The 24,437-nt window shown below is 46.1% G+C and carries 24 protein-coding genes, 1 tRNA gene and 1 pseudogene; 7 read left to right on the top strand and 19 right to left on the bottom strand.

Annotated features, from left to right (window positions below):
- Positions 1-12: 12 nt before the first annotated feature.
- The 12 genes and pseudogenes from AAC854_RS03700 to AAC854_RS03645 form a co-directional block, all read right to left on the bottom strand.
- Positions 13-435 carry an acyl-CoA thioesterase gene (locus AAC854_RS03700; protein WP_340615932.1) on the bottom strand — a complete coding sequence of 141 codons (423 nt, stop codon included), beginning with the start codon at positions 433-435 and terminating at the stop codon, positions 13-15.
- A 4-nt stretch (positions 436-439) separates the two neighbouring features.
- The gene (locus AAC854_RS03695; RefSeq protein ID WP_340615972.1) at positions 440-2,149 is read right to left on the bottom strand and encodes a glycosyltransferase family 2 protein; all 1,710 of its coding nucleotides are present in this window, start codon (positions 2,147-2,149) and stop codon (positions 440-442) included.
- Positions 2,146-2,505 carry an ApeI family dehydratase gene (locus AAC854_RS03690; protein WP_273549312.1) on the bottom strand — a complete coding sequence of 120 codons (360 nt, stop codon included), beginning with the start codon at positions 2,503-2,505 and terminating at the stop codon, positions 2,146-2,148. Before AAC854_RS03690 ends, AAC854_RS03695 begins: the two co-directional genes overlap by 4 nt.
- Positions 2,492-3,880, bottom strand: a complete 1,389-nt coding sequence (locus AAC854_RS03685; RefSeq protein ID WP_340615931.1) for an AMP-binding protein — start codon at positions 3,878-3,880, stop codon at positions 2,492-2,494. The genes AAC854_RS03690 and AAC854_RS03685 overlap by 14 nt, the downstream gene beginning before the upstream one ends.
- On the bottom strand, positions 3,877-4,455 hold the full coding sequence (locus AAC854_RS03680; protein ID WP_340615930.1) for a COG4648 family protein: 579 nt from the start codon (positions 4,453-4,455) through the stop codon (positions 3,877-3,879). The genes AAC854_RS03685 and AAC854_RS03680 overlap by 4 nt, the downstream gene beginning before the upstream one ends.
- A 34-nt stretch (positions 4,456-4,489) precedes the next feature.
- Positions 4,490-4,741 carry an acyl carrier protein gene (locus tag AAC854_RS03675; protein WP_074020222.1) on the bottom strand — a complete coding sequence of 84 codons (252 nt, stop codon included), beginning with the start codon at positions 4,739-4,741 and terminating at the stop codon, positions 4,490-4,492.
- An 11-nt stretch (positions 4,742-4,752) separates the two neighbouring features.
- Positions 4,753-5,022 carry a phosphopantetheine-binding protein gene (locus tag AAC854_RS03670; RefSeq protein WP_047963953.1) on the bottom strand — a complete coding sequence of 90 codons (270 nt, stop codon included), beginning with the start codon at positions 5,020-5,022 and terminating at the stop codon, positions 4,753-4,755.
- Between the two features lie 24 nt (positions 5,023-5,046).
- Positions 5,047-5,832, bottom strand: coding sequence for a lysophospholipid acyltransferase family protein (locus AAC854_RS03665; RefSeq protein ID WP_273549322.1), 786 nt, complete (start codon positions 5,830-5,832; stop codon positions 5,047-5,049).
- Position 5,833: 1 nt separating this feature from the next.
- A complete protein-coding gene (locus tag AAC854_RS03660; RefSeq protein ID WP_340615929.1) occupies positions 5,834-6,568 on the bottom strand; it encodes a beta-ketoacyl synthase chain length factor in 735 nt (244 codons plus the stop codon).
- Between the two features lie 13 nt (positions 6,569-6,581).
- Positions 6,582-7,178: pseudogene (locus AAC854_RS03655) on the bottom strand (methyltransferase); the annotation flags it as partial.
- A gap of 51 nt (positions 7,179-7,229) precedes the next feature.
- Positions 7,230-7,625, bottom strand: a complete 396-nt coding sequence (locus AAC854_RS03650) for a hypothetical protein (protein WP_340615928.1) — start codon at positions 7,623-7,625, stop codon at positions 7,230-7,232.
- A gap of 504 nt (positions 7,626-8,129) precedes the next feature.
- Positions 8,130-8,205, bottom strand: a tRNA-Ile gene (locus AAC854_RS03645).
- 227 nt (positions 8,206-8,432) lie between these two features.
- Here AAC854_RS03645 and AAC854_RS03640 point away from each other — a divergent pair.
- Positions 8,433-9,212 (top strand): GNAT family N-acetyltransferase, encoded by a 780-nt coding sequence (locus AAC854_RS03640; protein ID WP_340615927.1) that lies wholly within the window; start codon positions 8,433-8,435, stop codon positions 9,210-9,212.
- Positions 9,213-9,267: 55 nt separating this feature from the next.
- On the opposite strand, the gene rpoD is transcribed toward AAC854_RS03640, so the two are convergent.
- The 3 genes from rpoD to rpsU form a co-directional block, all read right to left on the bottom strand.
- The gene (gene rpoD / locus AAC854_RS03635; protein WP_340615926.1) at positions 9,268-11,118 is read right to left on the bottom strand and encodes an RNA polymerase sigma factor RpoD; all 1,851 of its coding nucleotides are present in this window, start codon (positions 11,116-11,118) and stop codon (positions 9,268-9,270) included.
- Positions 11,119-11,469: 351 nt separating this feature from the next.
- Complete coding sequence (gene dnaG, locus AAC854_RS03630) at positions 11,470-13,218, bottom strand: DNA primase (RefSeq protein WP_340615925.1); 1,749 nt, start codon at positions 13,216-13,218, stop codon at positions 11,470-11,472.
- 114 nt (positions 13,219-13,332) lie between these two features.
- Positions 13,333-13,548 carry a 30S ribosomal protein S21 gene (gene rpsU, locus AAC854_RS03625; RefSeq protein WP_001144069.1) on the bottom strand — a complete coding sequence of 72 codons (216 nt, stop codon included), beginning with the start codon at positions 13,546-13,548 and terminating at the stop codon, positions 13,333-13,335.
- Positions 13,549-13,897: 349 nt separating this feature from the next.
- Between rpsU and tsaD the strand changes: the two genes are divergently transcribed.
- Positions 13,898-14,935, top strand: a complete 1,038-nt coding sequence (gene tsaD, locus AAC854_RS03620) for a tRNA (adenosine(37)-N6)-threonylcarbamoyltransferase complex transferase subunit TsaD (RefSeq protein WP_340615924.1) — start codon at positions 13,898-13,900, stop codon at positions 14,933-14,935.
- Positions 14,936-15,022: 87 nt separating this feature from the next.
- Here tsaD and plsY read toward each other — a convergent pair whose 3' ends face one another.
- A complete protein-coding gene (gene plsY / locus AAC854_RS03615; RefSeq protein WP_340615923.1) occupies positions 15,023-15,682 on the bottom strand; it encodes a glycerol-3-phosphate 1-O-acyltransferase PlsY in 660 nt (219 codons plus the stop codon).
- A gap of 107 nt (positions 15,683-15,789) precedes the next feature.
- On the opposite strand from plsY, the gene folB reads away from it, so the two are divergent.
- A complete protein-coding gene (gene folB / locus AAC854_RS03610) occupies positions 15,790-16,143 on the top strand; it encodes a bifunctional dihydroneopterin aldolase/7,8-dihydroneopterin epimerase (protein WP_340615971.1) in 354 nt (117 codons plus the stop codon).
- Between the two features lie 82 nt (positions 16,144-16,225).
- Here the strand turns inward: folB and AAC854_RS03605 are convergent, their stop codons facing one another.
- Together AAC854_RS03605 and AAC854_RS03600 are read right to left on the bottom strand one after the other, a co-directional pair.
- The gene (locus AAC854_RS03605; protein ID WP_340615922.1) at positions 16,226-17,416 is read right to left on the bottom strand and encodes a multifunctional CCA addition/repair protein; all 1,191 of its coding nucleotides are present in this window, start codon (positions 17,414-17,416) and stop codon (positions 16,226-16,228) included.
- Positions 17,417-17,431: 15 nt separating this feature from the next.
- Positions 17,432-18,052, bottom strand: coding sequence for a TIGR04211 family SH3 domain-containing protein (locus AAC854_RS03600; protein ID WP_340615921.1), 621 nt, complete (start codon positions 18,050-18,052; stop codon positions 17,432-17,434).
- Between the two features lie 270 nt (positions 18,053-18,322).
- On the opposite strand from AAC854_RS03600, the gene AAC854_RS03595 reads away from it, so the two are divergent.
- The 4 genes from AAC854_RS03595 to AAC854_RS03580 all read left to right on the top strand — a co-directional run bounded on the left by AAC854_RS03595 (position 18,323) and on the right by AAC854_RS03580 (position 24,343).
- Positions 18,323-19,291: a CYTH domain-containing protein gene (locus AAC854_RS03595; protein ID WP_340615920.1), complete on the top strand. Its 969-nt coding sequence runs from the start codon at positions 18,323-18,325 to the stop codon at positions 19,289-19,291.
- Positions 19,292-19,370: 79 nt separating this feature from the next.
- A complete protein-coding gene (glnE, locus tag AAC854_RS03590) occupies positions 19,371-22,217 on the top strand; it encodes a bifunctional [glutamate--ammonia ligase]-adenylyl-L-tyrosine phosphorylase/[glutamate--ammonia-ligase] adenylyltransferase (protein WP_340615919.1) in 2,847 nt (948 codons plus the stop codon).
- An 88-nt stretch (positions 22,218-22,305) separates the two neighbouring features.
- On the top strand, positions 22,306-23,730 hold the full coding sequence (hldE, locus tag AAC854_RS03585; protein WP_340615918.1) for a bifunctional D-glycero-beta-D-manno-heptose-7-phosphate kinase/D-glycero-beta-D-manno-heptose 1-phosphate adenylyltransferase HldE: 1,425 nt from the start codon (positions 22,306-22,308) through the stop codon (positions 23,728-23,730).
- Positions 23,731-23,929: 199 nt separating this feature from the next.
- Positions 23,930-24,343 (top strand): hypothetical protein, encoded by a 414-nt coding sequence (locus AAC854_RS03580; protein ID WP_340615917.1) that lies wholly within the window; start codon positions 23,930-23,932, stop codon positions 24,341-24,343.
- A gap of 12 nt (positions 24,344-24,355) precedes the next feature.
- Here the strand turns inward: AAC854_RS03580 and AAC854_RS03575 are convergent.
- Positions 24,356-24,437 (bottom strand): IS1 family transposase (locus AAC854_RS03575; protein ID WP_340615970.1); only part of this gene is annotated, 82 nt, incomplete at its 5' end.

Genomic DNA, 24,437 nt, shown 5'->3' with positions numbered 1-24,437 from the left:
AGCGCCATTTTTTCACGGTCTAACTCCCATGCGTTCGAATAGAATATCCGGGCTGACAAAACTCATCTCCTGTTTTTCTTCGGAAACGGCAACCTGAATGGTGTAGCCCATTGTTGTTTTTTGGCCGCTTGCTGCATCAAAAATCTGGTAAGCAATTTTCAGGCGGTTTTCAAATTCTTCAATGGTAGCCCTGACGCGTATTTTTTGTTCGAAGCGCACTGATGCACGGTATTTGATTCGGGCATCAACGACGGGCCAGACATAGCCGGATTCGCGCATTTCGCTATAACCATAATTGAATTGGTTCATCAGCGCTTCACGGGCAATTTCAAAATAGCGGAAGTAATTTCCGTGCCAAACGACGCCCATGGGATCTGCGTCATGAAATGGCACGGTCAATTCGACCTCGGCGGTAAAACGGGGATCAGTCAGCATTTTTTTATTCCTTATTTGTCCGATCAGCCGGCAATTGCCAGAAATCGAAAAAATTGAACCAATCAAGGGGAGATTGCAGAGCGTAATGTTCCAGACGGGAAGCGTAGTGATCCACTGCCTGCTGCAATGCCTGTTCTCTTTGTTTACGCGGCAGTTCCAGCGGATTGGCGAAGTGCTCACAATAAATTCTGAATTGGTTATTTTGTCGGAGAGCGAACATTAACAGTACTGGGCAGCGCAACACCGATGCAAGGATAAACGGCCCTTGCGGAAAGGGAGCAGGATGACCAAGGAATTGGCTCCAAACCACACGCTGGGTATTGGCTCGGGAAGGATTAACAGCAATCCGATCACCGACAATAGCGACCCATTCACCGGCATCAATTTTTTCTTTCAGCATGATGGCGGTATCGGCTCCCACATCCGTCACCGGCAATAAATTGATGCCTGCCTGTGGTGAGACTTCTTCAATAATTTGTTTGAAACGTTGGGCATGTTCAGTAAACACCAGTGCATTGATGGTTTGTTTCCCTGCCTTTTGTGCCAGTGCCCGACAAACTTCAATGTCGCCCAGATGCGAAACCAGAAGCAGCTTGCCACCTGAATTTCCATCCAAAAGCGTCTGTTCTGCGTCTGGTGCAAATTCGATATCTTTTCCCCATTTTAAATCACCGCGCCAGCTTGCGATTTTATCCAACATGGCTCCGCCGAAACGCAGGTAATGACGGTAACTATCAAGGCGTTGTGGAATGGGGACCCCTTTGCGTTGCATGGTCTGTTTCAGACGCGCAAGATACTGGCGGGATGCCTGACGTTGTGAGCCGCCAGTGGCCCAGAAATAACCAACAACAGGATAAAGCAGCCACTCAAAGGGTTTGCGTCCGAGCCATCGATAAACCGCCAGCATAAACTTCATGCCCAGCAGCCCCTTGCGCTCTTTAATATCAGACCAGTGACGGTGGTTGCGCCATAATCGTTTACGCCATAACAGCGAGGGAATGCGTGGTAACATGCTGAAAAACAGACGGGTATGCATCCATGAAATGCTGAGGTTATCCCGCAGTGCATCGAAATGGGACAAGCCATTTTCAGGATAAATCACTTTTGTCGGCAAAAACTCACTTTCTGTTCCTTGCCAGTAAAGCCGCACCATGATTTCGATATCAAAATCCATCCTGCGGCCAATGTCTTTTTTAGCCAACAGTTGCAGTGTAGGCGCCAACGGATAAACCCGGAAGCCACACATGCTGTCTTTGATGGAAAAAGAAAGCGTCTCCACCCAAACCCAGAAATGAGTGATATAGCGTCCATAAAGGCGGGATTTTGGCACGGAAACATCATATATCGGGTTGCCGGAAATTAAGCTATTAGGATGCTGCTGCGCCTTTGCCAAAAACGCGGGAATATCGTCAAGACAGTGTTGCCCATCTGCATCAACCTGTAGGGAGTGGCTATATCCTGAATCTGCGGCAGCCCGCATTCCTGCCATAACAGCCCCCCCTTTGCCCTGATTATGTGCAAGGCGGATAAGCGTCACACTGGGAACCGATTTTGCCAAATCTTCAAGGCGACGTTGAGTATCAGCTTCACTTCCGTCATCGACGATAAAGCAGTGAAGTTGATAAGGCGATAACCTTTCCAATACAGCAGGCATGGTTGCGCCGTGGTTATAACAAGGAATAACCACGCAGGGCGTAATGGTGTTCACGCTCAGCGACATAACTTTATCTTTCCTTGGCTTGCAGTCTGATGTTCGCTGCCGTTTGAAACTTCCACTTCATAGCTGAAGGCCAGAAGCTGTTTTTCTTCTGCCCACGTCATTTTTAACAGAAGTTTGTCACGGGGTTGCAGGGGAAACTGGAATTTCACCATTTCAATCGAAGAGAAAGACCAGTCTGGCGCGAGTAAAGTCTCAGCATAGTGCATAACCCAATCGATTTGGGCCACACCCGGCAAGAGCGGTTGAATGGGAAAATGCCCACGAAACCAAGCCAAATCTGGATCTAAATACAGTTGTATAATGGCCTCATTTTGAGCAGGTCGCTCGCGGTGAATTTCAATGGGTTTCATTAAATAGCTCCTGTAACGCAGGCCATGAGCGTTTGCTTTGGGCATTCAAGGGGATGGATTCGATCACTCGCCAGTAACGGGGTAATGCGACGGGTTCCAGCCAAGGCTTCAATTGGCAACGCCAATGTCGGGAAAACTGATTAACACCTTGTTGCTGATAGCGTTCGTAGTCTTCATGCTCTAACACCACGACTGCGCCAATGTAGTTGCGTTTTCCCCGATTGATGAGCAGTGCCGCAGCATCAGCGATGCCATGAATGTCACACAAACGGCGCTCAATTTCAGACAGTGAAATGCGCTTTTCTTCAATTTTTACCAGCCGGTCACGACGTCCCAATAAAGTGAAATTGCCCCGGTCATCGAAGGCAAACCGATCATCCAAAATTAAGCCCTTGGGTTCAGTCACCAGCGGAGAATAGACGCGTAGATTTCCTTCCTCATCCTCGCGGAATGAAACATCCTCAAATGTTGTCCAAACGGCATTGTCTGTTTTACGCTCGCGCCAGGCCATGATGCCCGTTTCGGTACAGCCATAAATTTCATTGGGGAGAATATTGAGCCATTGTTGCACCCGTTCTGCACGGGCAAAATGCAAAGGGCCGCCCGCCGAAACCACAAAAGCGCATTCTGGTGCGGGAAGCTTGTCATCAAGCCTTTGTAAAAAGGCGGGGCTACTGATCAGAACGCAACGTGGGCTACCGATGAGTTGCTCGGGAAACTCCACCATTTTGCGGTCGAATGGCAGACCCAATGACATAGGCAACCAGATGCGGAAGGTCAAACCATACAGATGTTGATGACTGACCGACGCTCTGACAATACAAGATTGCAGTTGATTTCCCCATAAAGCCGCCAGCCATTGGGATTCAAGATCCATGACTGCGACAGGTTTGATCACTTGCTGAGGTTTACCCGTTGAACCGGAAGTGAACATCACCAAAGCGGCATCAGCCGGGATAGCCGGTAATGTGATGTCAGGTGAGGCTTTTTCCATAACATCAACTTCTGGGTTAGACAGCAGGATTTGCCAGCAAGGACAGGATAAAGTCAGAGGCAAATCGGTTAATACACCATCAAACAGAGGCAGTTGTTCCTGCAACTGAGCCTCACGGCAGTGCCCCGGAATAACGGGAGTCTGGCCGGCATGAAGTGTTGCCAGTAGTGCGACACAGAAATGGTAACTATCTTCAAAACACAGCGCCCAGCGGAGAGTTTTCTGTTCTTGGTCTTGCAAACTCCGCTCTTTGAGACGCCAATACAGGGCGATGACATCCTGCCGGAGTGTATTCAGGCTGATAGCATGATTGCCCCAACTGATGATTCTATTGGGGCAATTATCTTCTGATAGCCATTGGGATATGGGTTGTACTTTCATCTTTTCTTTACCCGTTGGCGTATCAGCCATTCAACGGTGATGAGTAACCCGATTAATAGATAACTCACCATTCCGTTCCACAATGTCCATAAAGCCATATCGTTATACAGGCAAGTCCCAAGTGCTACAGCGCCATTGAACATAAAGAACAGGCACCAGATATAAGTGACTTTACGTGTATAGATAACGCCCTCTGGAGGTAAATCCGGCTCTTTGTAACGGGCCATTCTTTCAATGATGGGAGGCCCATAATGCAATGAACCACCGAACAGGATCAGCAGAACGGTATTAACGACCACTGGGTAGTACATCAGCAATTGATGGTTGCGCAGGAATAAACTGGCTAGCCCCAGAATTATTCCGGCTATGGATAATATCCATCCGGCATTCCAACCCGCTTTTTGCTGATTTTGCGTTTGGTGTTTGCTTAACAGTAATCGCAAAACAAAAAACAGAATAATGACAACTAATATTGCATGAAATTGCCCGTAGTTGACCATCGCCCACACCAGAAAAGGCCAGGCGATCAACATCACGGTATTGGCAATACGGAACAATAAAATCAATGGCTTCAATTAACTACCCAGATACTTGTTGCTGTTGTACTGATTATTGTTCTTTCAGTAATTGTTCCACGGCATCCACAACGTCCTGAACCGTGCGGACAGATTTGAATGCTTCTGGTTTGATCTTGCGGCCGGTTTTTTTCTGCAAATGGACGACCATATCAACCGCATCAATGCTGTCGAGTTCCAGATCTTCGTAAAGACGTGATTCAGGCGTAATGTCTTCAGGGGACAGTTCAAACAATTGAACCAAGAGTTGTGACACTTCCTGAAAAATAGCTTGTTTTTCCATGATGGCACCTGTTCTTATACTTGTTGTGACTGGATATAAGTTGCCAGTGCGGCGACAGAAGAAAAGTGCTGGCGCATCTCTTCACTTTCGGAAGATAAGACGATGCCATAACGGTTTTTGACTGCCAAACCCAGTTCCAACGCATCAATAGAGTCTAGCCCTAAACCATCACCAAATAAGGGAGCATCGGTTTCAATATCAGCAGGTGTGAGCTCTTCCAGATTCAGGGTATCTATGATTAATTGTTTTATTTCATTGTGTAGTTTTGGGTGTAGTTCTTGCATCATCGTATCCGATATCGATTAATTTTATGGTGTTAATAAATGAGTAAGCTGGCGATTGAGCTGACGGGCAGCGATGGCGTGTCCGTTCTCTGTATCGACAGCAAAATTTTCATTGGTGAGTTGTTCACCAATGGTGATCGTATAAATGGGTTTTTGGGGTGGAATTTGATACCACTTGCTTTTCTTATCTAACATTTTCTGGCTGCAAGTAATATGTATGATCCGTAAATCGCACTCACATCGCACGGCGATATTGGCCGCCCCACGTTGAAGCGAAATAGGGTGCCCCGGCGTCGTGCGCGTTCCTTCCGGGAAAATCAGAATATTGTGCCCGGAAGCTAACCGTTCGCGGCAAACAGGAAGCAAAGTTTCTGCATCGCTGTTGATGAGATAACGGGCAGAACGGATTGCACCACTGACAAACGGATTGCGCAGCAGCGCTGATTTTACGATGCAATCCACATCCGGCAAAGTTGAGGCCAGTATGACGTAATCCAGCAAAGTAGGATGATTTGCAACGATCAAACAGCCTTTGTCTGTGCGAATTTTTTCCAGACCACTAAAATGGTAATCCAGTACGCCCAATTTTCTGGTTAAAAAGAGGAACAGACGGAAGCTGAACGAAATGCTGTGGCGCGCAAGACGGCATCGCTTGTCTTCATTGCGTTGAAAAAACAGCAATAAATTAAACCAGATAAGGGAAAGCAGTAGCCCGCCTACGCCAAACAGGACGAAACAGAACCCTGTCATGAGCAGACGCCAGAGCCAGTTAATTCGTTCAGCGATATTGACTGTAATTCTTTTCACCATCTTATCGGTTCCAATTCCATTGACAACGATCTCCGGTAACCGTGAAACTTTGCTCACCTCGCAGCCAGCCATGGAGAAACTGTAAGCTTTGGGGAAGATTAGGTTCGGTTTCCGAAGAAGATGGCCTTGTGGAAGACCGTTTTGTACAGCGCAGGCCAGTGCCTTGCTCCAGTAGCAGCGCTACCGCAAACGGATAGGTTGGGGTATTGGCATCAATAACATTGTGATAAAAGCCCGGGATCTCGCCATCAAAATCAACGAGCAGGATTTTACGATGACCGGCATGGAGCAGTGTCAGGGCTTCAAACAGACCTTGCTGAAAACTGTCAATGCCTGCCGAAATGGAAGAGGAAACCAGAGGCGCTTTAGCCACAATGGTCAGATTGCCGACTGAAGAGTTATGAACTGACATGGCAAAATTGGTTGGCGAAACGCTCTCTGTCTGTGCCAGATTCTGCAATATCTGGTAATTGCGCTCCAACTCACCATGACGACTGCTATAAACAATAGCATCGACTTGATTGCGACGAAGGATAGTCAAACCACAGTCTACGGCAAGGCGGCTACCTGAACTGAGACGACGAGCCGTCATCATGGGTAACTGGGAGCATTTTGCTAATGGGCATGAACCATCAATAACGGCGGGTGATGCCGCAGACCATTCTTTCCATTCTTCATCCATGGAAAGTCCCGGTGCGATGGCTTGCCAATCTGTAATATCCAATGTCAATTTCATGAAATACCGTTCGTTACTGCTTTTTGCAGATCAGTAATGTGTGTCCAAGCCCTAACTGATCAATTTGGCTTTCTATTACCAACCCTGCTTTATTCAGGAATTGGGTAAAGTCATCAATGCTGTAAAAACGACTATTGCCATTTGCCATACAAGTAAAATAAAGCGAGGTCGCATTAAGACTATAAGCCGCTGCTTCAAAAGGCTGGCAGTCCCAGAACAGCTCCATAATGCAGATTCGTGCATCAGGTTTCATTGCTGCTGAGATCTTGCGTAAGATGCCTATAATTTGTGTTTCGGAAAAACAATCCAAGAATTGGCTCATCCACCAGATATCTGCTTCTGTGGGTAAGTTGTTATCCGATAACATGTCAACAGGATAGCCGAAAATACGGTCAGCCATGCCTTGGCTGCGTATATTTTCTTCAGCCAGTTTTATTTGCTGGGGTAAATCCAGAATAGTGACGCTGACTTTACTGTCATATCGGCAGCAGCGCAATGCCCATTTTCCTGTATTGCCACCGACATCATAAATCACTTTAGGAGCCAAGGAGAAAACTGTTTTCAACGCTGCATTAAAGGCGGAATCAGAATAAAAATGGTTAAATGAAAACCTATCGCATCAGATAATTACATCAATTGGGATAGGCTTTAAAGTCGGTGTTTATTGATTATCCAGCAGAGCTAAGTTGAACTGAATGTCTTTATCCAGGTCATCGACCCAACGATTATAGTTACGGTGAATTTTTCCATCACTCTCTCTTAATTTATGACTATTAACATAATTGATTACGTAGTTTTTGGCGGTATAGTTGATGCGTATTTGCACGTCATACTTACGATTCTTCAGGAAACCATCAATAAGCCCAGGAGAAACTACGGTCATTACCCATTTGTGTTCCCTACCTGCTTCCAAAATGGCTTTTTTTACGGAAGTCAAAGGCAGTGAATTCTGCGTCATGAAGGTGGTTTGTGGCGTTAATATGGGGGCGGTACGCGCGCAACCTGCAAGGGCGACGACGCAAGCCAGACTGATTAATAGCTTATGTGAAGTTTTCATTATTTCTCTCGTGTTAAATAAGACAAAATAGATTGTGAAATAGTTACGTTGTGCAGAATAGCTAAGGCAAGTTGCAAGGTATAGTGATGATTGGGAGATTGAAATTAATGGAATCAATCAAGATATTTTCAGCTATATTTTATCCATGCTGAACATATAAATAATTATATTTTATATAACTTAGTTAATTGGCAAAAATCACGTCAAAGAAGGTAAGAAGAATATATTAATGAGTTTGCTTATTCTTGCCTAACCAAACAGAAAGGAATGCCTATAGCTGAACCTGATAATTTTCCGACTAATCCCGAATAGTGACTATTTATAATCAACTAATTACTATAGTTAGTATTTCAATTATTTTTTGTGATAAATATCACAAAGAAAAATACGACAACAGTTCATTACTGTAGCGACGTTAATCGGTTATATCCCTTACGCTACTGCCAGAAGGTATCCTGAAAAAAACTAAGGGGTCGCATTTTTGATGCAACCCCTTGATAATTCTGGTGGCCCCTGCTGGACTTGAACCAGCGACCAAGCGATTATGAGTCGCCTGCTCTAACCACTGAGCTAAGGGGCCGTTGAAGTGAGACGATTATACGGCACACTTTGGTATTAGGTCTAGTCCCCAAAATTCATATGCGTGTTTTATATACAATAATTAGTATTTTTTAACATGTTTACAGTCACTGGGAGTGGTTCAAAATCATTCTTAGTGATGTTGATTGCTTTTTTAATAAGTCTTTCTGATTATTTTCTGTTCTTTGTTTAGACTTTAGTCAACAAAAAATACCTTTGTAAATTAATATGAAAAAACATCCTTTATCTGCATCTATCCTGGCTTATCATCAAATAGAAGATCACTTTTTCTCATCTATCAGCCAGATGTATCAACATATCAGCGAAGATGTCCGGATTTATGTGACAGGCGTTGAAACCCTAGCATTAAATTTGCTACTGGTAACAGGCAGCTCTGTCAAAATCGCAGAAGAGCTTAAAACGGCTATTAGGCTACTGGATGAACACGTTAGCGTGCCTTTTATGATTGCTGCCATCGATCCAGATAGTCAGATTCTGGCAGTTATCCAGCAGGCAGGATTTTCCTCCGATCCTGATAGTGCCACTACAGCCATGCAGCTTGATTTGATGGGTTGGCAGATGAGTGACGCATCAGCGATGGAATATGAAATAAGGCGTGTTGACCACTGCCTGGATGATTGGGCAATTCCGGTAGAAAGCGCATTTGAGACAGAAGGCCCTACTTCCGGGCAATATCGAAAATGCCATCAGGCGGCATTGGAGGCAGGAAAAGATTTGCAACATTATGCGTTATATGTTGAAGGGCAACCGGTATGCGCTTTAACTTTATCAAGGCAAGGCGATATTGCTCGTTTTGATGATATCGGCACAGTGGTGGAAATGCAGGGCAGGAGATATGCTTCTGTCTTGATTAATCAGGTATTGCACGAAGCCAAACAGCAAGGCGTGACTGAGTGCTATTTAGAGGCTTCTCGTGATGGTAATGGGTTGTATCGACGTGTCGGGTTTAAGCCATTATTTGAATATCAGGGATTTATCCGTGAATAATAAAAAAGCGTCTGCCGGAACAGACGCTTTTCAGATTGATCAGCAAATTCGTTGATTAGTCATCAAGGAAGCTGCGCAGTACTTCAGAACGGCTTGGGTGGCGCAGTTTACGCAAGGCCTTGGCTTCGATCTGACGAATACGTTCGCGGGTTACATCAAATTGTTTACCCACTTCTTCCAGTGTATGGTCAGTGTTCATATCAATACCAAAACGCATACGCAGAACTTTCGCTTCACGTGCAGTCAGGCCAGCCAGCACATCGTGAGTTGCAGAGCGCAGACTTTCTGAAGTGGCAGAATCCAGAGGCAGTTCAAGGGTAGTATCCTCGATGAAATCGCCCAGATGTGAATCTTCATCATCACCTACAGGTGTTTCCATGGAGATTGGCTCTTTGGCAATTTTCAGTACCTTGCGGATCTTGTCTTCAGGCATCAACATGCGTTCCGCCAGCTCTTCTGGTGAAGGCTCACGACCCATTTCCTGCAACATCTGGCGGGAAATACGATTAAGTTTGTTGATGGTCTCAATCATATGTACCGGGATACGGATGGTACGCGCCTGATCAGCGATAGAACGCGTGATTGCCTGACGGATCCACCATGTCGCGTAAGTTGAGAATTTGTAACCACGACGGTATTCAAATTTATCAACTGCTTTCATCAGGCCGATATTACCTTCCTGAATCAAATCGAGGAATTGCAGACCGCGGTTGGTATATTTCTTCGCAATCGAAATAACCAGACGCAAGTTAGCTTCAACCATCTCTTTTTTCGCACGGCGGGCTTTCGCTTCACCGATGGACATACGACGGTTGATATCTTTGACCTGCTCAATGGTCAGGCCGGTTTCTTCTTCGATTTGGCGTAACTTTTGCAGGCTACGCATGATTTCTTCTTCAACTTCCAGCAATTTATCAGACCATGGTTTGTTCATTGCTTTTGCAGCGGTGAACCATGTGTCAGTGGTTTCATTGCCAGAGAACAGCGTGATGAAGTTTTTCTTCGGCATTTTGCACTGTTCAACACACATCTTCATGATTTGACGTTCTTGAAGACGAACACGATCCATCATGGAACGCATGTTGCTGACCAGATAATCAAACTGTTTCGGTACCAGACGGAACTGTTTGAATACCTCAGATAAGGTCAATATTTCTGCTGCGGTACTTGGATGACTGCGCCCGTGCTTCTTGATTGACTGACGGGTCAGTTCATATTGTTCACGTAGTTCCAGAAACTTCTGGCGCGCCAGTTCTGGATCAATGCTGTTATCATCTTCGCTGTCAGTATCATCCTCGCGCTCTTCATCGTCATCCTCTTCGTCGTCGTCAAGCTCTTCCTGAGGAAGTTCTGAGCCAACGTGAGTCGCGGTTGGTGCGAGATCTTCTTCTGCATTAGGATCGACGAAACCCGTGATTAAATCAGACAGACGGCTTTCGCCGGCTTCAACGCGATCATACTGCTCCAGCAGATAAGTAATCGCTTCAGGGTATTCGGCAACGGAGCACTGCACTTGGTTGATGCCATCTTCAATGCGCTTTGCAATGTCAATCTCACCTTCGCGAGTCAGTAACTCCACCGTACCCATTTCGCGCATATACATGCGAACAGGATCGGTGGTACGACCGATTTCTGACTCGACACTGGATAACACTTGCGCAGCCGCTTCCGCCGCGTCTTCATCGGTGTCGTTTGTGTTTTCTGCCAACATGAGATCATCAGCATCAGGTGCTTCTTCCATTACCTGGATGCCCATGTCATTGATCATTTGGATGATATCTTCTATCTGATCAGAATCGACGATATCTTCCGGCAGATGGTCATTGACCTCAGCATAGGTCAGATAGCCTTGCTCCTTACCTCGGGTGACAAGTAGCTTTAGCTGTGACTGCGGGTTTTGCTCCATAAGACGGTATCCACACTTCAGAGTATTGGTTGGTGTCGGTCGGCGAAACAAATATGCCAACAATAACATTTGGGGGCGTTTTCATTGTATTGCCGCTGCCCTCAATAGCGGCAATCGTAGGGCTGTCTCCCTACCTAATGCGGCATTTAAGCCGTGAATTCTGTATCAGTGATTTTACACTTGGTATAGAATCTGTTTCATCAAGCTATATTTCTTTAAAAAAATATATTTTCAAAAATTTATGTTTTTTTAAAATATATTTTCATCCAGTGATGTTACGAACATAAACGTATTGAGTAAGTCAGCCAAGTAATATAGTCTTCATATAATATAGCTTGTTGAGACAGATTCTTATTTCCTAGCACCGGATTCCGTAATTAAGCGGACTTCTTCACGTTCTTCTGGTGTCAGTCCTTCTGTCCTCTCTTTGGCTATCAGAAAGTTAAAACGTTCATCAAGGGCTGACGCGAAAAGATGATTCAGCGCATCGCTGAAAGTTTTCTCAGCAATTTCTTCTATCTGTATATCGTTCCATGCAGCGAGTTTTTCAAGCTGTGTTGCATATTTATTATCGCGATACTGCTCCAAAAGTTGCCCGGTTGTTAAACCCGGTTGGGCAAGGCATGTGTCGACAAGCTCTATAAATAACGGTAACCCCGCTATCTGAGCAGAAAACATTCCCTGTAATGAAGGAACTAATGTCGCTAAATGCGGATTCTGCACCAGCAATGCGATAAGAATACGCATTGTTGTTGGTTTCAGTTTTAGCGCCTGATATGTATTGGTATCTTTTTTGACAAGTTTTGCCAAAGATCGTTCCAATTGTGTTGTATCAGGTATGCCAAGCAGTTTTCCAATTTCCAGAAGCAAGTAGAGCCGCAGTGCTTCCCCAGGAACCTGACTAATCAGCGGCATGGCAAGCGAACTGAGTTTGGTCGCACCTTCTGGGGTACTCAAATCTACCTGTGGCAATAGCGATTCAAACAAGAATTCAGATAAGGTTAATGCTTTCTGCATTCTTTGTTCGAATGTTGCCCGTCCTTCTTTACGAACCAGTGAATCTGGATCTTCGCCATCAGGCAAGAACATAAAACGTAACTGCCGACCATCATTCAGATAGGGTAACGCTGTCTCCAGTGCCCGCCAGGCAGCATCACGGCCTGCACGGTCACCGTCGTAACAACAGATAACAGTATCCGTGGTGCGGAAAAGTAACTGAATGTGTTCGGCTGTCGTCGATGTTCCCAACGAAGCCACGGCATAATCAATACCAAATTGGGCCAGCGCGACCACATCCATATAACCTTCAACCACCAATAGCTTTGAAAGCGTATTGTGGCTCTGTTGCGCTTCATAAAGACCATATAATTGGCGGCCTTTATGAAATATTTCTGTTTCCGGTGAGTTCAGGTACTTGGGAAGTGCATCTCCCAGCACTCGGCCACCGAATGCAATGACACGACCACGACGATCGCGAATCGGGAACATCACACGTTCGCGGAAACGATCATAAGTGCGGCCATTGTCGTTAGTGACCAGCATTCCCGCGTCGTTTAGCTGTTTGCGATCTTCCACATTATGGGCAAAGCGTTTTAGCGCGTTGTCCCACCCAGCCGGTGCAAAGCCAATGGCAAAGCGGTGAGTTATCTCTTCACTGAGCCCGCGTTGAGCCAGATACTGCCGGGCAGGCTGAGCACCGGGGGTTGTCAGTGAATGCTGATAGAAACCGCTGAGCTTATCCATCAGTTGATAAAGATTTTGTCTTTGGTGGCGTTCAATATGACCACCGCCGGAGCCTGCTTCGTAGGGAACTTCCAGCCCGTGCATCGCAGCCAGTTCTTCGATGGATTCGACAAAATCTAACCTGTCATAATTCATCAGAAAATCAATGGCATTGCCATGTGCACCACAACCAAAACAATGGTAAAACTGTTTATCGCCATTAACGGTGAATGAAGGGGTTTTTTCGTTATGAAAAGGACAGCACGCCTGATGGTTTTTGCCTTTCTTTTTGAGAGGCACCCTTACATCGATCAAATCAATGATATCGGTTCTTGCTAATAAGTCATTGATAAATGCGCGTGGAATTCGTCCAGCCATAAGCCCTTTTACGCCTGTTGATGAACGAGAATAAGCCGCGCTTCCTATTGGAAAGCACGGCCTTTAACTGCAGTAGTTTGTTAATACAACCACTAAGCGGATTGACCGCAAGGATTAGTACAAACGAGTGCGGCGTGCGTTTTCACGAGCCAGCTTCTTAGCATGACGCTTAACAGCAGAAGCTTTAGCGCGTTTGCGCTCAGTCGTTGGTTTTTCATAGAATTCACGACGACGAACTTCTGCTAATACGCCTGCTTTCTCGCAAGAACGCTTAAAGCGACGCAGTGCTACGTCAAATGGCTCGTTTTCACGTACTTTAATTACTGGCATGTGCCTCTCACCTCAATGGAAATCGGGTTTGTCGCTGGCGTGATAGTGCCAGCCGTCTCTAAAATGGTGCGGAATTTTACTTCAATGAACACGGCTTTGTAAAGTGCCGAGGAAAATTGAAACCTATAACGCTACGGGTTACAGGATGCTTTTTTATCTATAAAACAAGCAGTCTGACGTTGGCGTTATTAACATTAACCACACAGGGTATTCAAGTAGGGTACTGATTATAGACTAAACAGGAAAAATAGCCAGCATGTAATGGTTCATAGATAATGTTACACTGACGCCCGTTCAGAGGAATACGAATGTATAGTGACGAGACGAAAACAACGAGACGAATAGTGCAATGCGAGTTTTAGGTATAGAAACGTCCTGCGATGAAACCGGAATCGCAATTTATGATGACAAAGCCGGTCTGCTAGCCAATCAATTGTACAGTCAGGTCAAGCTGCATGCTGATTATGGCGGTGTTGTGCCTGAACTGGCGTCCCGTGACCACATTCGTAAAACGGTTCCCTTGATTCAGGCGGCTTTGCAGGAAGCGGGCCTGACAAATAAAGATATTGATGCCGTTGCTTACACCGCCGGGCCGGGTTTGGTTGGTGCGTTGCTGGTTGGGGCAACCATTGGTCGTTCATTGGCATTTGCGTGGGATGTGCCTGCTATTCCGGTGCATCATATGGAAGGCCATTTATTGGCACCGATGCTGGAAGAAAATAGCCCGGAGTTCCCTTTTGTCGCTTTACTGGTTTCTGGCGGACATACCCAACTTATCAGTGTCACGGGTATTGGTGAGTACAAACTGTTGGGGGAATCCATTGATGATGCCGCCGGTGAAGCGTTCGATAAGACCGCAAAACTGCTCGGATTAGATTATCCGGGCGGCCCTGTACTTTCCCGTATGGCGCAACAGGGCAAAGCAGGGCGTTTTGTCTTCCCGCGTCCAATGACGGATCGTCCGGGATTGGATTTTAGCTTCTCCGGTCTGAAAACATTCGCTGCCAATACAATCCGCAATAATATTCACGGCCATGATACGGTTGAGGATGAACAAACCAAAGCGGATATTGCCCGCGCATTTGAAGATGCGGTTGTGGATACGCTGGCGATTAAATGTAAACGAGCGCTGGAGCAGACGGGATTTAAACGTCTGGTGATGGCGGGCGGGGTGAGCGCAAACCAGACATTGCGTACCAAAATGCAGGAATTAATGGGAAAATTGGGGGGAGAAGTTTTCTATGCCCGTCCTGAATTCTGTACTGATAATGGCGCAATGATCGCATTGGCTGGCATGATCCGTCTGCAAGGCGGAACTGCGGGGGAATTGGGCGTAACGGTGAAAGCACGTTGGCCGTTGGCAGATCTTCCTGCTCTGCAAAAATGATAAAAAACACGTAGTTTGATATGGGCTGAACGTCATTTGGCGTTCAGCCTTTTAAATGTCTTATTACCCTTGCTGAGGCTATCCGCTTCAATCGTCTTGCTGTTCCTGTTCTTTAGTGGCTTGAATTTTCTCTTTATCCGTCATTTCTTTTTTCTTTTTCAACTTCTGCCAGATACGGCTTTCCTGCCCTCGCCAAAGGCGCTGAATATTATCGTGATGACGCACCAGAACCAGGCATGACAACATTGCAACGGGAAAGGTAAGCTCAGGTTTGAACCACCAAACATAGAAAGGAGCGATTAATGCGCTGACGATGGCACCCAATGAGGAGTAGCCGCTTAACAGCACAGTCATCAGCCACGTGCCGGCGATTAATCCCATCAGATCCCACCCAATGGCGGCAATGGCCCCGAAAGCGGTTGCAACGCCTTTTCCTCCCTTGAAATGGAAGAAGATAGGGTAGATATGTCCCAGACAGGCGGCAATGGCGATAACACCTAAATAAAATGGGGGAATATTCAGTTTGTACGCCAGCCAAACCGGAACCATCCCTTTGAGGACGTCACAAATCAACACTGCTAATGCGGCCCATTTACCGCCGATGCGCAGTACATTCGTTGCCCCGGGATTGCCTGAACCATGCTGACGGGGATCTGGAAGCCTTGCCAAACGGCAAATCAATATCGCGCTGGATATAGAGCCACATAAGTACGCGAAGATGATCATGCCAAGCGCGATTGCACTCATAAGATATCTCCAATGATAAGAGTCGTTTTCTTAAGTCTAACAGTGGATAATACGCATATTTCGTCGGAAGTGGTATCTGGCGAACCAAAAAACGGGGAAAGGGCGTGATGGATATCGTATTTATTGAAGAATTAACAGTCATTACCACGATCGGTGTTTATGACTGGGAACAAACAATTAAGCAAAAATTAGTGTTCGATATCGAAATGGGATGGGATAACAAACGAGCTTCTTCCAGTGATAATGTTGAGTACTGTCTGGATTATGCCAAGGTCAGCCAAGCTGTGATTAACCATGTGGAAAACCAACGTTTTGCTTTGGTTGAGCGGGTGGCGGAAGAAGTCGCTGATATTTTATTGACCCAATTTCATTCACCTTGGGTAAGGATCAAAGTCAGTAAACCGGGGGCGGTTGCACAGGCAAAAAGTGTCGGTGTGGTCATTGAACGGAATGCGGGTTAATTGACGGGATCTGCGCTCGTTATGTTAAAAAAGCGTCCCAATTTGATGAATAAGCAGGGACGCTTTTACTGATTATTGAAAATTAATCCCCTGAACGTAGCTTCCAGTTTTCAATGGCAATGCGTCGCTGACGTTCTAATTCTGTGCGAATTTCAGCGCCTTGGAATCCACGGGCAATAACCTCCTGAACGTTGACTTGGCTGGCAATTGCAAACACTTCGCGCAAATAATTACCTTGTGGATAGGACAAGGTTTCCGATCCTGTGTATCCACGATTGTCTGCTTCACTACAGATAATCAATTGTTCGATTCGTTGTGGTTTACGCCAGGCGTCTATGGCATTAAACAAGGCCAACAGGGTTTCGGGGAGTAATTGCCCTGCGGTATGTACCCAACCGTGATATTGCGTCACAATTGCGGCTAAATCGCGTGCTGAGTTGGGAATGCGAAGCCGTTCGCACATTTGCTTCACTGACATAATGCCGATATGGCTGCATAGTGAAGCGAAACGAATATCTGCCTCTTCGCTCAATTGGGTAGACATGCGCAAAACTTGCAGTGAGTGAAGCCCGGCATCAAGTCTGAGAGGCGTTTTTTCCTGTATTTCATCCCGTAATGGCAGAAGAACGCCAAACAAGTTATCAATCTCAGGAAAAAGAACGGCTAATGCGCCACAATCGCGTAACACCTGAAAATAGACCTGCGGTGATTGTGAGGTAAGTGCTTTTTCAGTTTCCCGCCAAACTCGTTCAGCGGTCAATGATGACAATTCACCGCTTGCGACCATCTCTGCAATCAGTGATTGGGTTTCCGGTGCAATCGAAAAGCCTAAATGGGCAAAGCGGGCGGCAAAACGAGCCAAGCGCAGTACACGTAAGGGATCTTCTGAAAACGCGGCGGAAACATGCCGCAAAATACGGTTTTTGAGATCATCGGCACCATGATAAGGATCGAACAATTCACCTTCAGGTGTTTGGGCCATGGCGTTAATTGTTAAATCACGGCGCAGCAGATCTTCTTCCAGTGTCACATCGGGAGCGGCATAACAGGTAAAACCGGTATACCCCTGACCAGATTTTCTTTCTGTGCGTGCCAGAGCATACTCTTCATAGGTTTTAGGGTGCAGGAAGACGGGGAAGTCTTTCCCAACCTGTTGATATCCTTCTGATAGAAGTGTCTCTGGATTCCCGCCAACGATCACCCAGTCCCTTTCAGTAACGGGCAGCCCCAATAATTGATCGCGAACTGCGCCGCCAACCAAATAGACTTTCACTCTTGCTTCCTTAAATCAGCTCATCCAGCGATCTTTCTTTTTGCGGCGTGGAATAATGTGCGGCAATACCAACCCCAAAATCAGGCCGACTCCGGCCACGCCACCGCCATAGGTAAACCACTGTAAGATAATTTCTCTTTGTTTATCATCCAGTTGTAAATTAGCAGCTTCTACCTTTTTCTCAGCGATGGTTAATTTACTCTGGATCTGTGCATTTTCTTTTTTCAGATCATTGATGATCTTATCGCTGGTCGCTACCTTGTTTTGTAACTCTGCGGTGCGTTTATTCCACGTATCATCAATATTTGCCAAATTCTCGGTCAGCGTTCTGATTTTTTGCTCCATAGCCGGCAGACGTTCACGCAGGCTTGGAATGGCACTGAGTTCACTTGCGAGGATCCAGCTTGTACGTCCTTTATGGTCTTTTACCTGAAAGAAACCATTTTCTGATTTTGCGCTGAGCAGGATGACTTCCTCACCGGAATTCAGTGAGCCAATGATACGGTTTTGAATGCTTGGGCCGCTACGAATGTAGGCTGATAATTCATCAGAAACATAACGTGTTTCTTCAGCATGTACGGATAATGGCAGCGTGAAACCCAATAATAAGATAAATAATCGATGTAGTTTTTTCATTCTGTATTCAACTGTCTCTTTGTGTATGGGCCAATCGTGATTCAAACTACTTAAATGATAGTAAAGAGTTAAGTTTGTGGGTGCAATCAGTAAACCAGAATCAATCCTCTCTCAACTGACCGAATACAGACCTTGTTAAGGGTTTTTTAACAAGGTGAGCATGATGATTGTTGAGATAACACCCTATTGTGGTTTATTTTTCTCTTTTGTTAACGCAAGTGTGAACAGTATATAAAAAATTCTGTTATATGAATTGAGGAATAAAAAAATATGAGTTCTGTAGAGATAGAGTTGAAACTGTCTGTAAAGCCTGATGCGATATCAGCAGTCCGCCAGCAGTTATTTCAGCTTCCTCATCAACACACTTCACCAAAGCATCTGACAAATATTTATTTTGAGACGCCGGATAATAAGTTGCGGCGCTGGGATATGGGATTGCGTATCCGTGGTTTTGACGGGCACTATGAGATGACAATCAAAACCGCAGGTAAAGTGATTGGTGGGTTACATCAGCGTCCCGAATTCAATGTACCTCTGCATCATCCTGAGCTGGATTTAGCACAGTTTCCCCCGCATATCTGGCCTGAAGATACTGATCTTGCACATCTGCAAGCTGAATTAACCGCATTATTCAGTACCGATTTCACTCGTGAAAAATGGCTTGTGGCTTATGGGCAAAGTGAAATTGAAGTGGTGTTGGATCAAGGCAGTATTTTCTCTGGAAAGACAGGTTCTGGAAAGCAGACGTCACCCATTTGTGAGTTTGAGTTGGAGCTGATAAACGGCAATGTCACCGATATTCTGTTACTGGCGGATAAACTGGCATCACAGGATGGGCTGCGTTTGGCGAATAAAAGCAAAGCAGCACGGGGATATGCACTTGCTCATGGTTTGTCGCATAAGGCGCTATCATGTGTCCCTGATGAATTGGAATGGCAGCAGCCATTGTCTGTGCTTCTGCCTGAAATTTTGATGCAATGGCAGGAACAGGAAGAAGGATGGTTGGCGGGATTGAACGAAGGTAAAACGGGATTGATTCGGGTTATACATTTGGTGATACAGCTAATTGAAAAGCAGGCCGGATATTTACCAGCACTGGAGCGATTGCCTGATTTACTCTCCGGATTAAGGCAGAGTTTATCTGCTGCCGATGCAGAAGCTAAAATGTTGTGTTACAGCGCTGCATGGCTGCAATATAAGCTAGCGTTAACCCAATGTTTGATGGCTCAGTCTCGATAAGTTCAGCGCTATTACCATTAATGATTAGCATTTTTATAGTAATAAGCGGTAATAAACGGTAATCAAGGGAAACCCAGTCATGTTGCCATTTTCATCACCTTTAGCTCAGCAATTACAGCGTGTCATCGCGAATTTCCAGCCATTAGAGGGAACTGTCGCGCCTTTTTCACTTCATGAACAGGCGGTCCTGTCATTAAGTGATTTTGCGGCAGAAAATTTACTTTCTCACCCCGCATGGCTGGAGGATATCCGCCGGAATCCGCCGCAATCGGATGAATGGCAATGTTATTCCCGCTGGTTAGAACACGCATTGTCTACAGCAAATGATGAAAATGGACTGATGCGGGTTTTGCGCCTGTTCCGTCATCGAATGTTGGTCAGGATTGCATGGTCACAGGCTTTGCAAGGCAGCACGACAGAACAGACCTTACAGCAGTTAAGTATGCTGGCTGAAACCCTGATCGTCTCTGCTCGTGATTGGCTTTACCTGCGTTGCTGTCAGGATTGGGGAACGCCGACCAACAGTGATGGCGTGGCACAACCGTTGTTAATTCTGGGAATGGGTAAATTGGGCGGCGGAGAACTCAATTTTTCCTCTGACATTGACCTCATTTTTGCTTATCCGGCAAATGGCGTCACCCAAGGCGGGCGCCGTGAAATGGATAACTCCCAGTTTTTTACTCGCTTGGGACAGAAATTAATTAAGGTGTTGGATCAACAAACCGTAGATGGATTTGTTTATCGTGTGGACATGAGGCTGCGTCCGTTTGGTGACAGTGGGCCTTTGGTATTCAGTTTCCCTGCTCTGGAAGACTATTATCAGGAACAAGGGCGTGACTGGGAGCGTTACGCGTTGGTGAAAGCGCGTATTTTAGGGCATGACGAGCAGGCTTATTCACAGGAATTGCGCCAGATGTTGCGTCCTTTTGTCTTCCGTCGCTATATCGATTTTAGCGTGATCCAGTCCTTGCGGAATATGAAGGGCATGATTGAGCGGGAAGTTCGCCGTCGTGGATTAAAAGACAATATTAAATTAGGCGCGGGCGGGATTCGGGAAATCGAATTTATCACTCAGGTTTTTCAGCTTATTCGTGGCGGAAGGGAACCGAGTCTGCAATCCCGCTCATTATTGCCAACCTTGAAGTCCATCGAAAACCTGGCCTTACTGCCACCGGAACAGGTAAGGCAGCTCGAAGAAAGTTATTTGTTCCTGCGTCGGCTTGAAAACCTGCTGCAATCGATTCGCGATCAGCAAACACAAACCTTGCCAGATAATGTATTGGATCGTGCTCGTTTATCTTGGGGAATGGGTTTTCCGGATTGGGATGCGTTGATGGCAGAAACAGAACGCAAAATGCATGCTGTCCGAGGTATTTTCCAGCTGTTGATTGGCGATGAAAGCGAAGAGAATGGCGAGGAAGCTAACCATGTGCCATTTAAAAGTTTATGGCAGGAAGCGTTGAACAGGGACGAACTCATCACATTGGTTCCTCATCTTGATGAAGCAGAAGCCCAGAAAATGCTGGATGTGATCGCACTTTTTCGTCAGGACGTCAGTAAACGCACGATCGGCCCACGGGGACGAGATGTACTTGACCAACTGATGCCTCGCTTGTTGGCAAAAATTAGTGTGCGGGAGGATGCTAATGCCGTTTTGGAGCGGATTATCCCGCTGTTACTCAGTATCGTCAGCCGAACGACTTATCTGGAACTGATGCTGGAATCAGAGCAAGTCATGATTCACGTGATTCGCCTGTGTGCCGCTTCCCCGATGATTGCCAGCCAGCTTACCCGCCATCCCTTGCTGCTGGATGAGTTGCTCGATCCAAAATCGTTGTATCAGCCGTTGCCGATGGAAGCCTATCGCGATGAGCTTTATCAATATTTGCTGCGTATCCCTGAAGATGATGAGGAGCAATTGCTGGAAGCCTTACGTCAATTTAAGCAAGCCCAGTTATTGCGGATTGCAGCAGAAGATATTGTAGGTGCTTTGCCGGTGATGAAAGTGAGTGATCATCTGACTTATCTGGCGGAAGCCATTATTGGTGCTGTTGTGCAGCAGGCGTGGAACCAGATGGTCAAACGCTATGGCACTCCTGCTCATTTATCCCAGCGAGGGGGGCTGGGGTTTGCCATTATCGGTTATGGCAAATTAGGGGGCTGGGAGCTGGGTTATGGTTCCGATTTGGATCTGGTTTTCCTGTTGGATTGCCCAATGGGGGTAGTGACCGACGGTGACCGCGCCATTGATGCCCGTCAGTTTTATTTGCGCCTTGCTCAACGCATCATTCACCTGTTCAGTACTCGAACAGCGTCGGGAATATTATATGACGTTGATGCCCGATTGCGTCCATCCGGTGAATCAGGAATGTTGGTCAGCACGCTTGAGGCTTTTGATGACTACCAGAAAAATGAAGCGTGGACTTGGGAACATCAGGCGTTGATTCGGGCGCGTATGGTGTTTGGCGATGAGAAAATGCGTAGTGACTTTGAGCACATTCGCCGTGAAACATTATGTATTCCTCGCGACCCTGAATTTTTGCGCCAGCAAGTGCGTGAAATGCGCGAAAAAATGCACCGACATTTAGGCAGTCAGCAACAGGATCAATTTGATATCAAGGCTGATCCGGGCGGGATCACAGATATTGAGTTTATTGCCCAGTATCAGGTACTGCGCTATGCGCCGGAAAATGCCAAATTGACCCGTTGGTCTGATAATGTGCGAATTTTCGAATTAATGGCGAATCATAATATTATGGATGAGCAGGAAGCGATGGCATTGACGCAGGCTTATATCACCATGCGTGATGAACTCCACCACCTTGCCTTGCAGACACTACCCAGCCGGGTTTCATCTGACCATTTTAGCCAGCAGCAGACATTGGTGCGTGATAGCTGGCAGAAGTGGTTAGCAGATAATCGCTGAAATTGTCGGTTTCGCTGTTGATCTTACTGGCATTCAGATGGGTTATGGTAATATCCACCACAGTTTATTTTGATATTTGGAGCATGGGATGAAAGTAACACTCCCTGATTTTCACTGCGCAGGTGTTTTAGTTGTTGGTGATGTCATGTTAGACCGCTATTGGTACGGCCCTACCAGCCGCATTTCACCGGAAGCGCCGGTTCCCGTGGTTAAGGTGGAAACGATTGAAGAGCGTCCTGGTGGCGCGGCGAACGTCGCCATGAATATTGCGTCACTGGGGGCAAATTCACGTCTGGTCGGGTTGACGGGGGTTGATGATGCAGCAAGGGCATTGAACGAAAAACTCAGTAGTGTGAAAGTCCAATGCGATTTTGTTCCTGTTCCAACCCATCCAACGATCACGAAATTGCGTGTTTTATCACGTAACCAGCAATTGCTTCGTCTGGATTTTGAAGAAGGTTTCCAGAATGTTGATGCTCAGCCGATGCTGGAGAAAATTCGACAATCTTTGCCACATATTGGGGCGCTGGTTCTGTCGGATTATGCAAAGGGAGCGCTGAACCAAGTTCAGGCAATGATTAAGCTTGCCAACGAAGCTGATGTTCCTGTGCTTATCGATCCAAAAGGCAGCGATTTTGAGCGTTATCGTGGCGCAACATTGCTCACGCCAAATATGTCAGAATTTGAAGCGGTTGTAGGGCACTGTAAAGACGATGACGATCTGGTACAGAAAGGCACGCAACTGGTACAGGATTTGGAACTGAACGCATTGCTGATAACGCGTTCTGAGCGTGGCATGAGCTTGCTGCGAGTCGGGCAGCCGCCTCTGCATTTGCCAACTCAGGCACAGGAAGTTTTTGATGTCACGGGTGCGGGCGATACCGTAATTGGTGTATTGGCAACGGCTCTTGCTGCCGGCAAGCCACTGAACGAAGCTTGTTACCTTGCCAATGCGGCGGCAGGTGTTGTGGTTGGTAAACTGGGAACTTCTACTGTTTCGCCTGTCGAACTGGAAAACGCAGTGCGTGGACGTGCAGAAACCGGGTTTGGCGTAATGAGCGAAGCGCAACTGAAAGAGGTTGTAGCACAGGCTCGTCAGCGCGGTGAACGTATTGTGATGACTAACGGCTGTTTTGATATCCTTCATGCCGGGCATGTTTCTTACCTGTCCAATGCGCGCAAATTAGGTGATCGTTTGATTGTTGCCGTCAATAGTGATGCTTCCACCAAGCGACTGAAAGGGGAAACTCGCCCGGTCAACCCACTGGAACAGCGTATGATTGTGTTATCGGCACTGGAATCCGTGGATTGGGTTGTAGAATTCGAAGAAGACACGCCTCAGCGTTTAATTGCGGGTATCCTGCCGGATATTTTGGTCAAAGGCGGTGATTACAAACCAGAAGAGATCGCCGGTAGCGAAGAGGTTTGGGCGGCGGGTGGCGAAGTTAAGGTATTGAACTTCGAAGATGGTATTTCAACAACCAATATCATCAAAACCATTAAACGCCAGTAAGTTTGGCATTGTGTCCGTTATGCTTCTTTGTGAGCATAGCGGCATATCCCCCGGTCTTCCAAGTTGCCTCTTTGTTGGTTGCACTCACTCACCCCGGTCATATCATTTTTTCTTTCGATAATACAAAAATGAATAATTTACTTGGATAAGATAATAATTATGATAATAAATTGTTTGATTTATTATTCGTGATGGATTTATGAGTCTATTTAAATCTGCTTTCTTATTTTTGATGTTATTTCCTGTTTATGTTTCAGCGAAAGTATCTTCAATCTCCCAGAAAGATTGCCAGGAGATGGCATTATCCGGTGTGATAACAGAAAACAACCCCGTTCCCTGCCATCGATTGAATGTCGTTAATTTCAAATATATTGATCTTTCCGGAAATGAAAGTACGGGTGAAATGGTGGTGCTTGATATATTTTCACTACAGGTTGAGAATATTTTTAACGAATTGCTGTTAGCCAATTTCCCGATACATAAGGCATTACCAGTGGAACACTATAATGGTGATGATCAGGCCTCAATGCGCGATAATAATTCATCGGCATTTAATGGAAGAAAAATAACAGGGGCTTCATCATGGTCAAAACATGGGTCATGTATTGAATAGTTAGATCATTCATTAAACGTAGTTTTCACGCTCAATGAACGTCCCTATCACCTTGTCATGCATCTCTTCGGATTTGGAATAGCCAATCGTCTTT

It is taken from the genome of Xenorhabdus entomophaga (assembly GCF_037996725.1).
GTDB lineage: Bacteria > Pseudomonadota > Gammaproteobacteria > Enterobacterales > Enterobacteriaceae > Xenorhabdus > Xenorhabdus khoisanae.
Note: the sequence above shows the minus strand (reverse complement) of the source record. Positions and strands in the feature narration are given on the sequence as shown.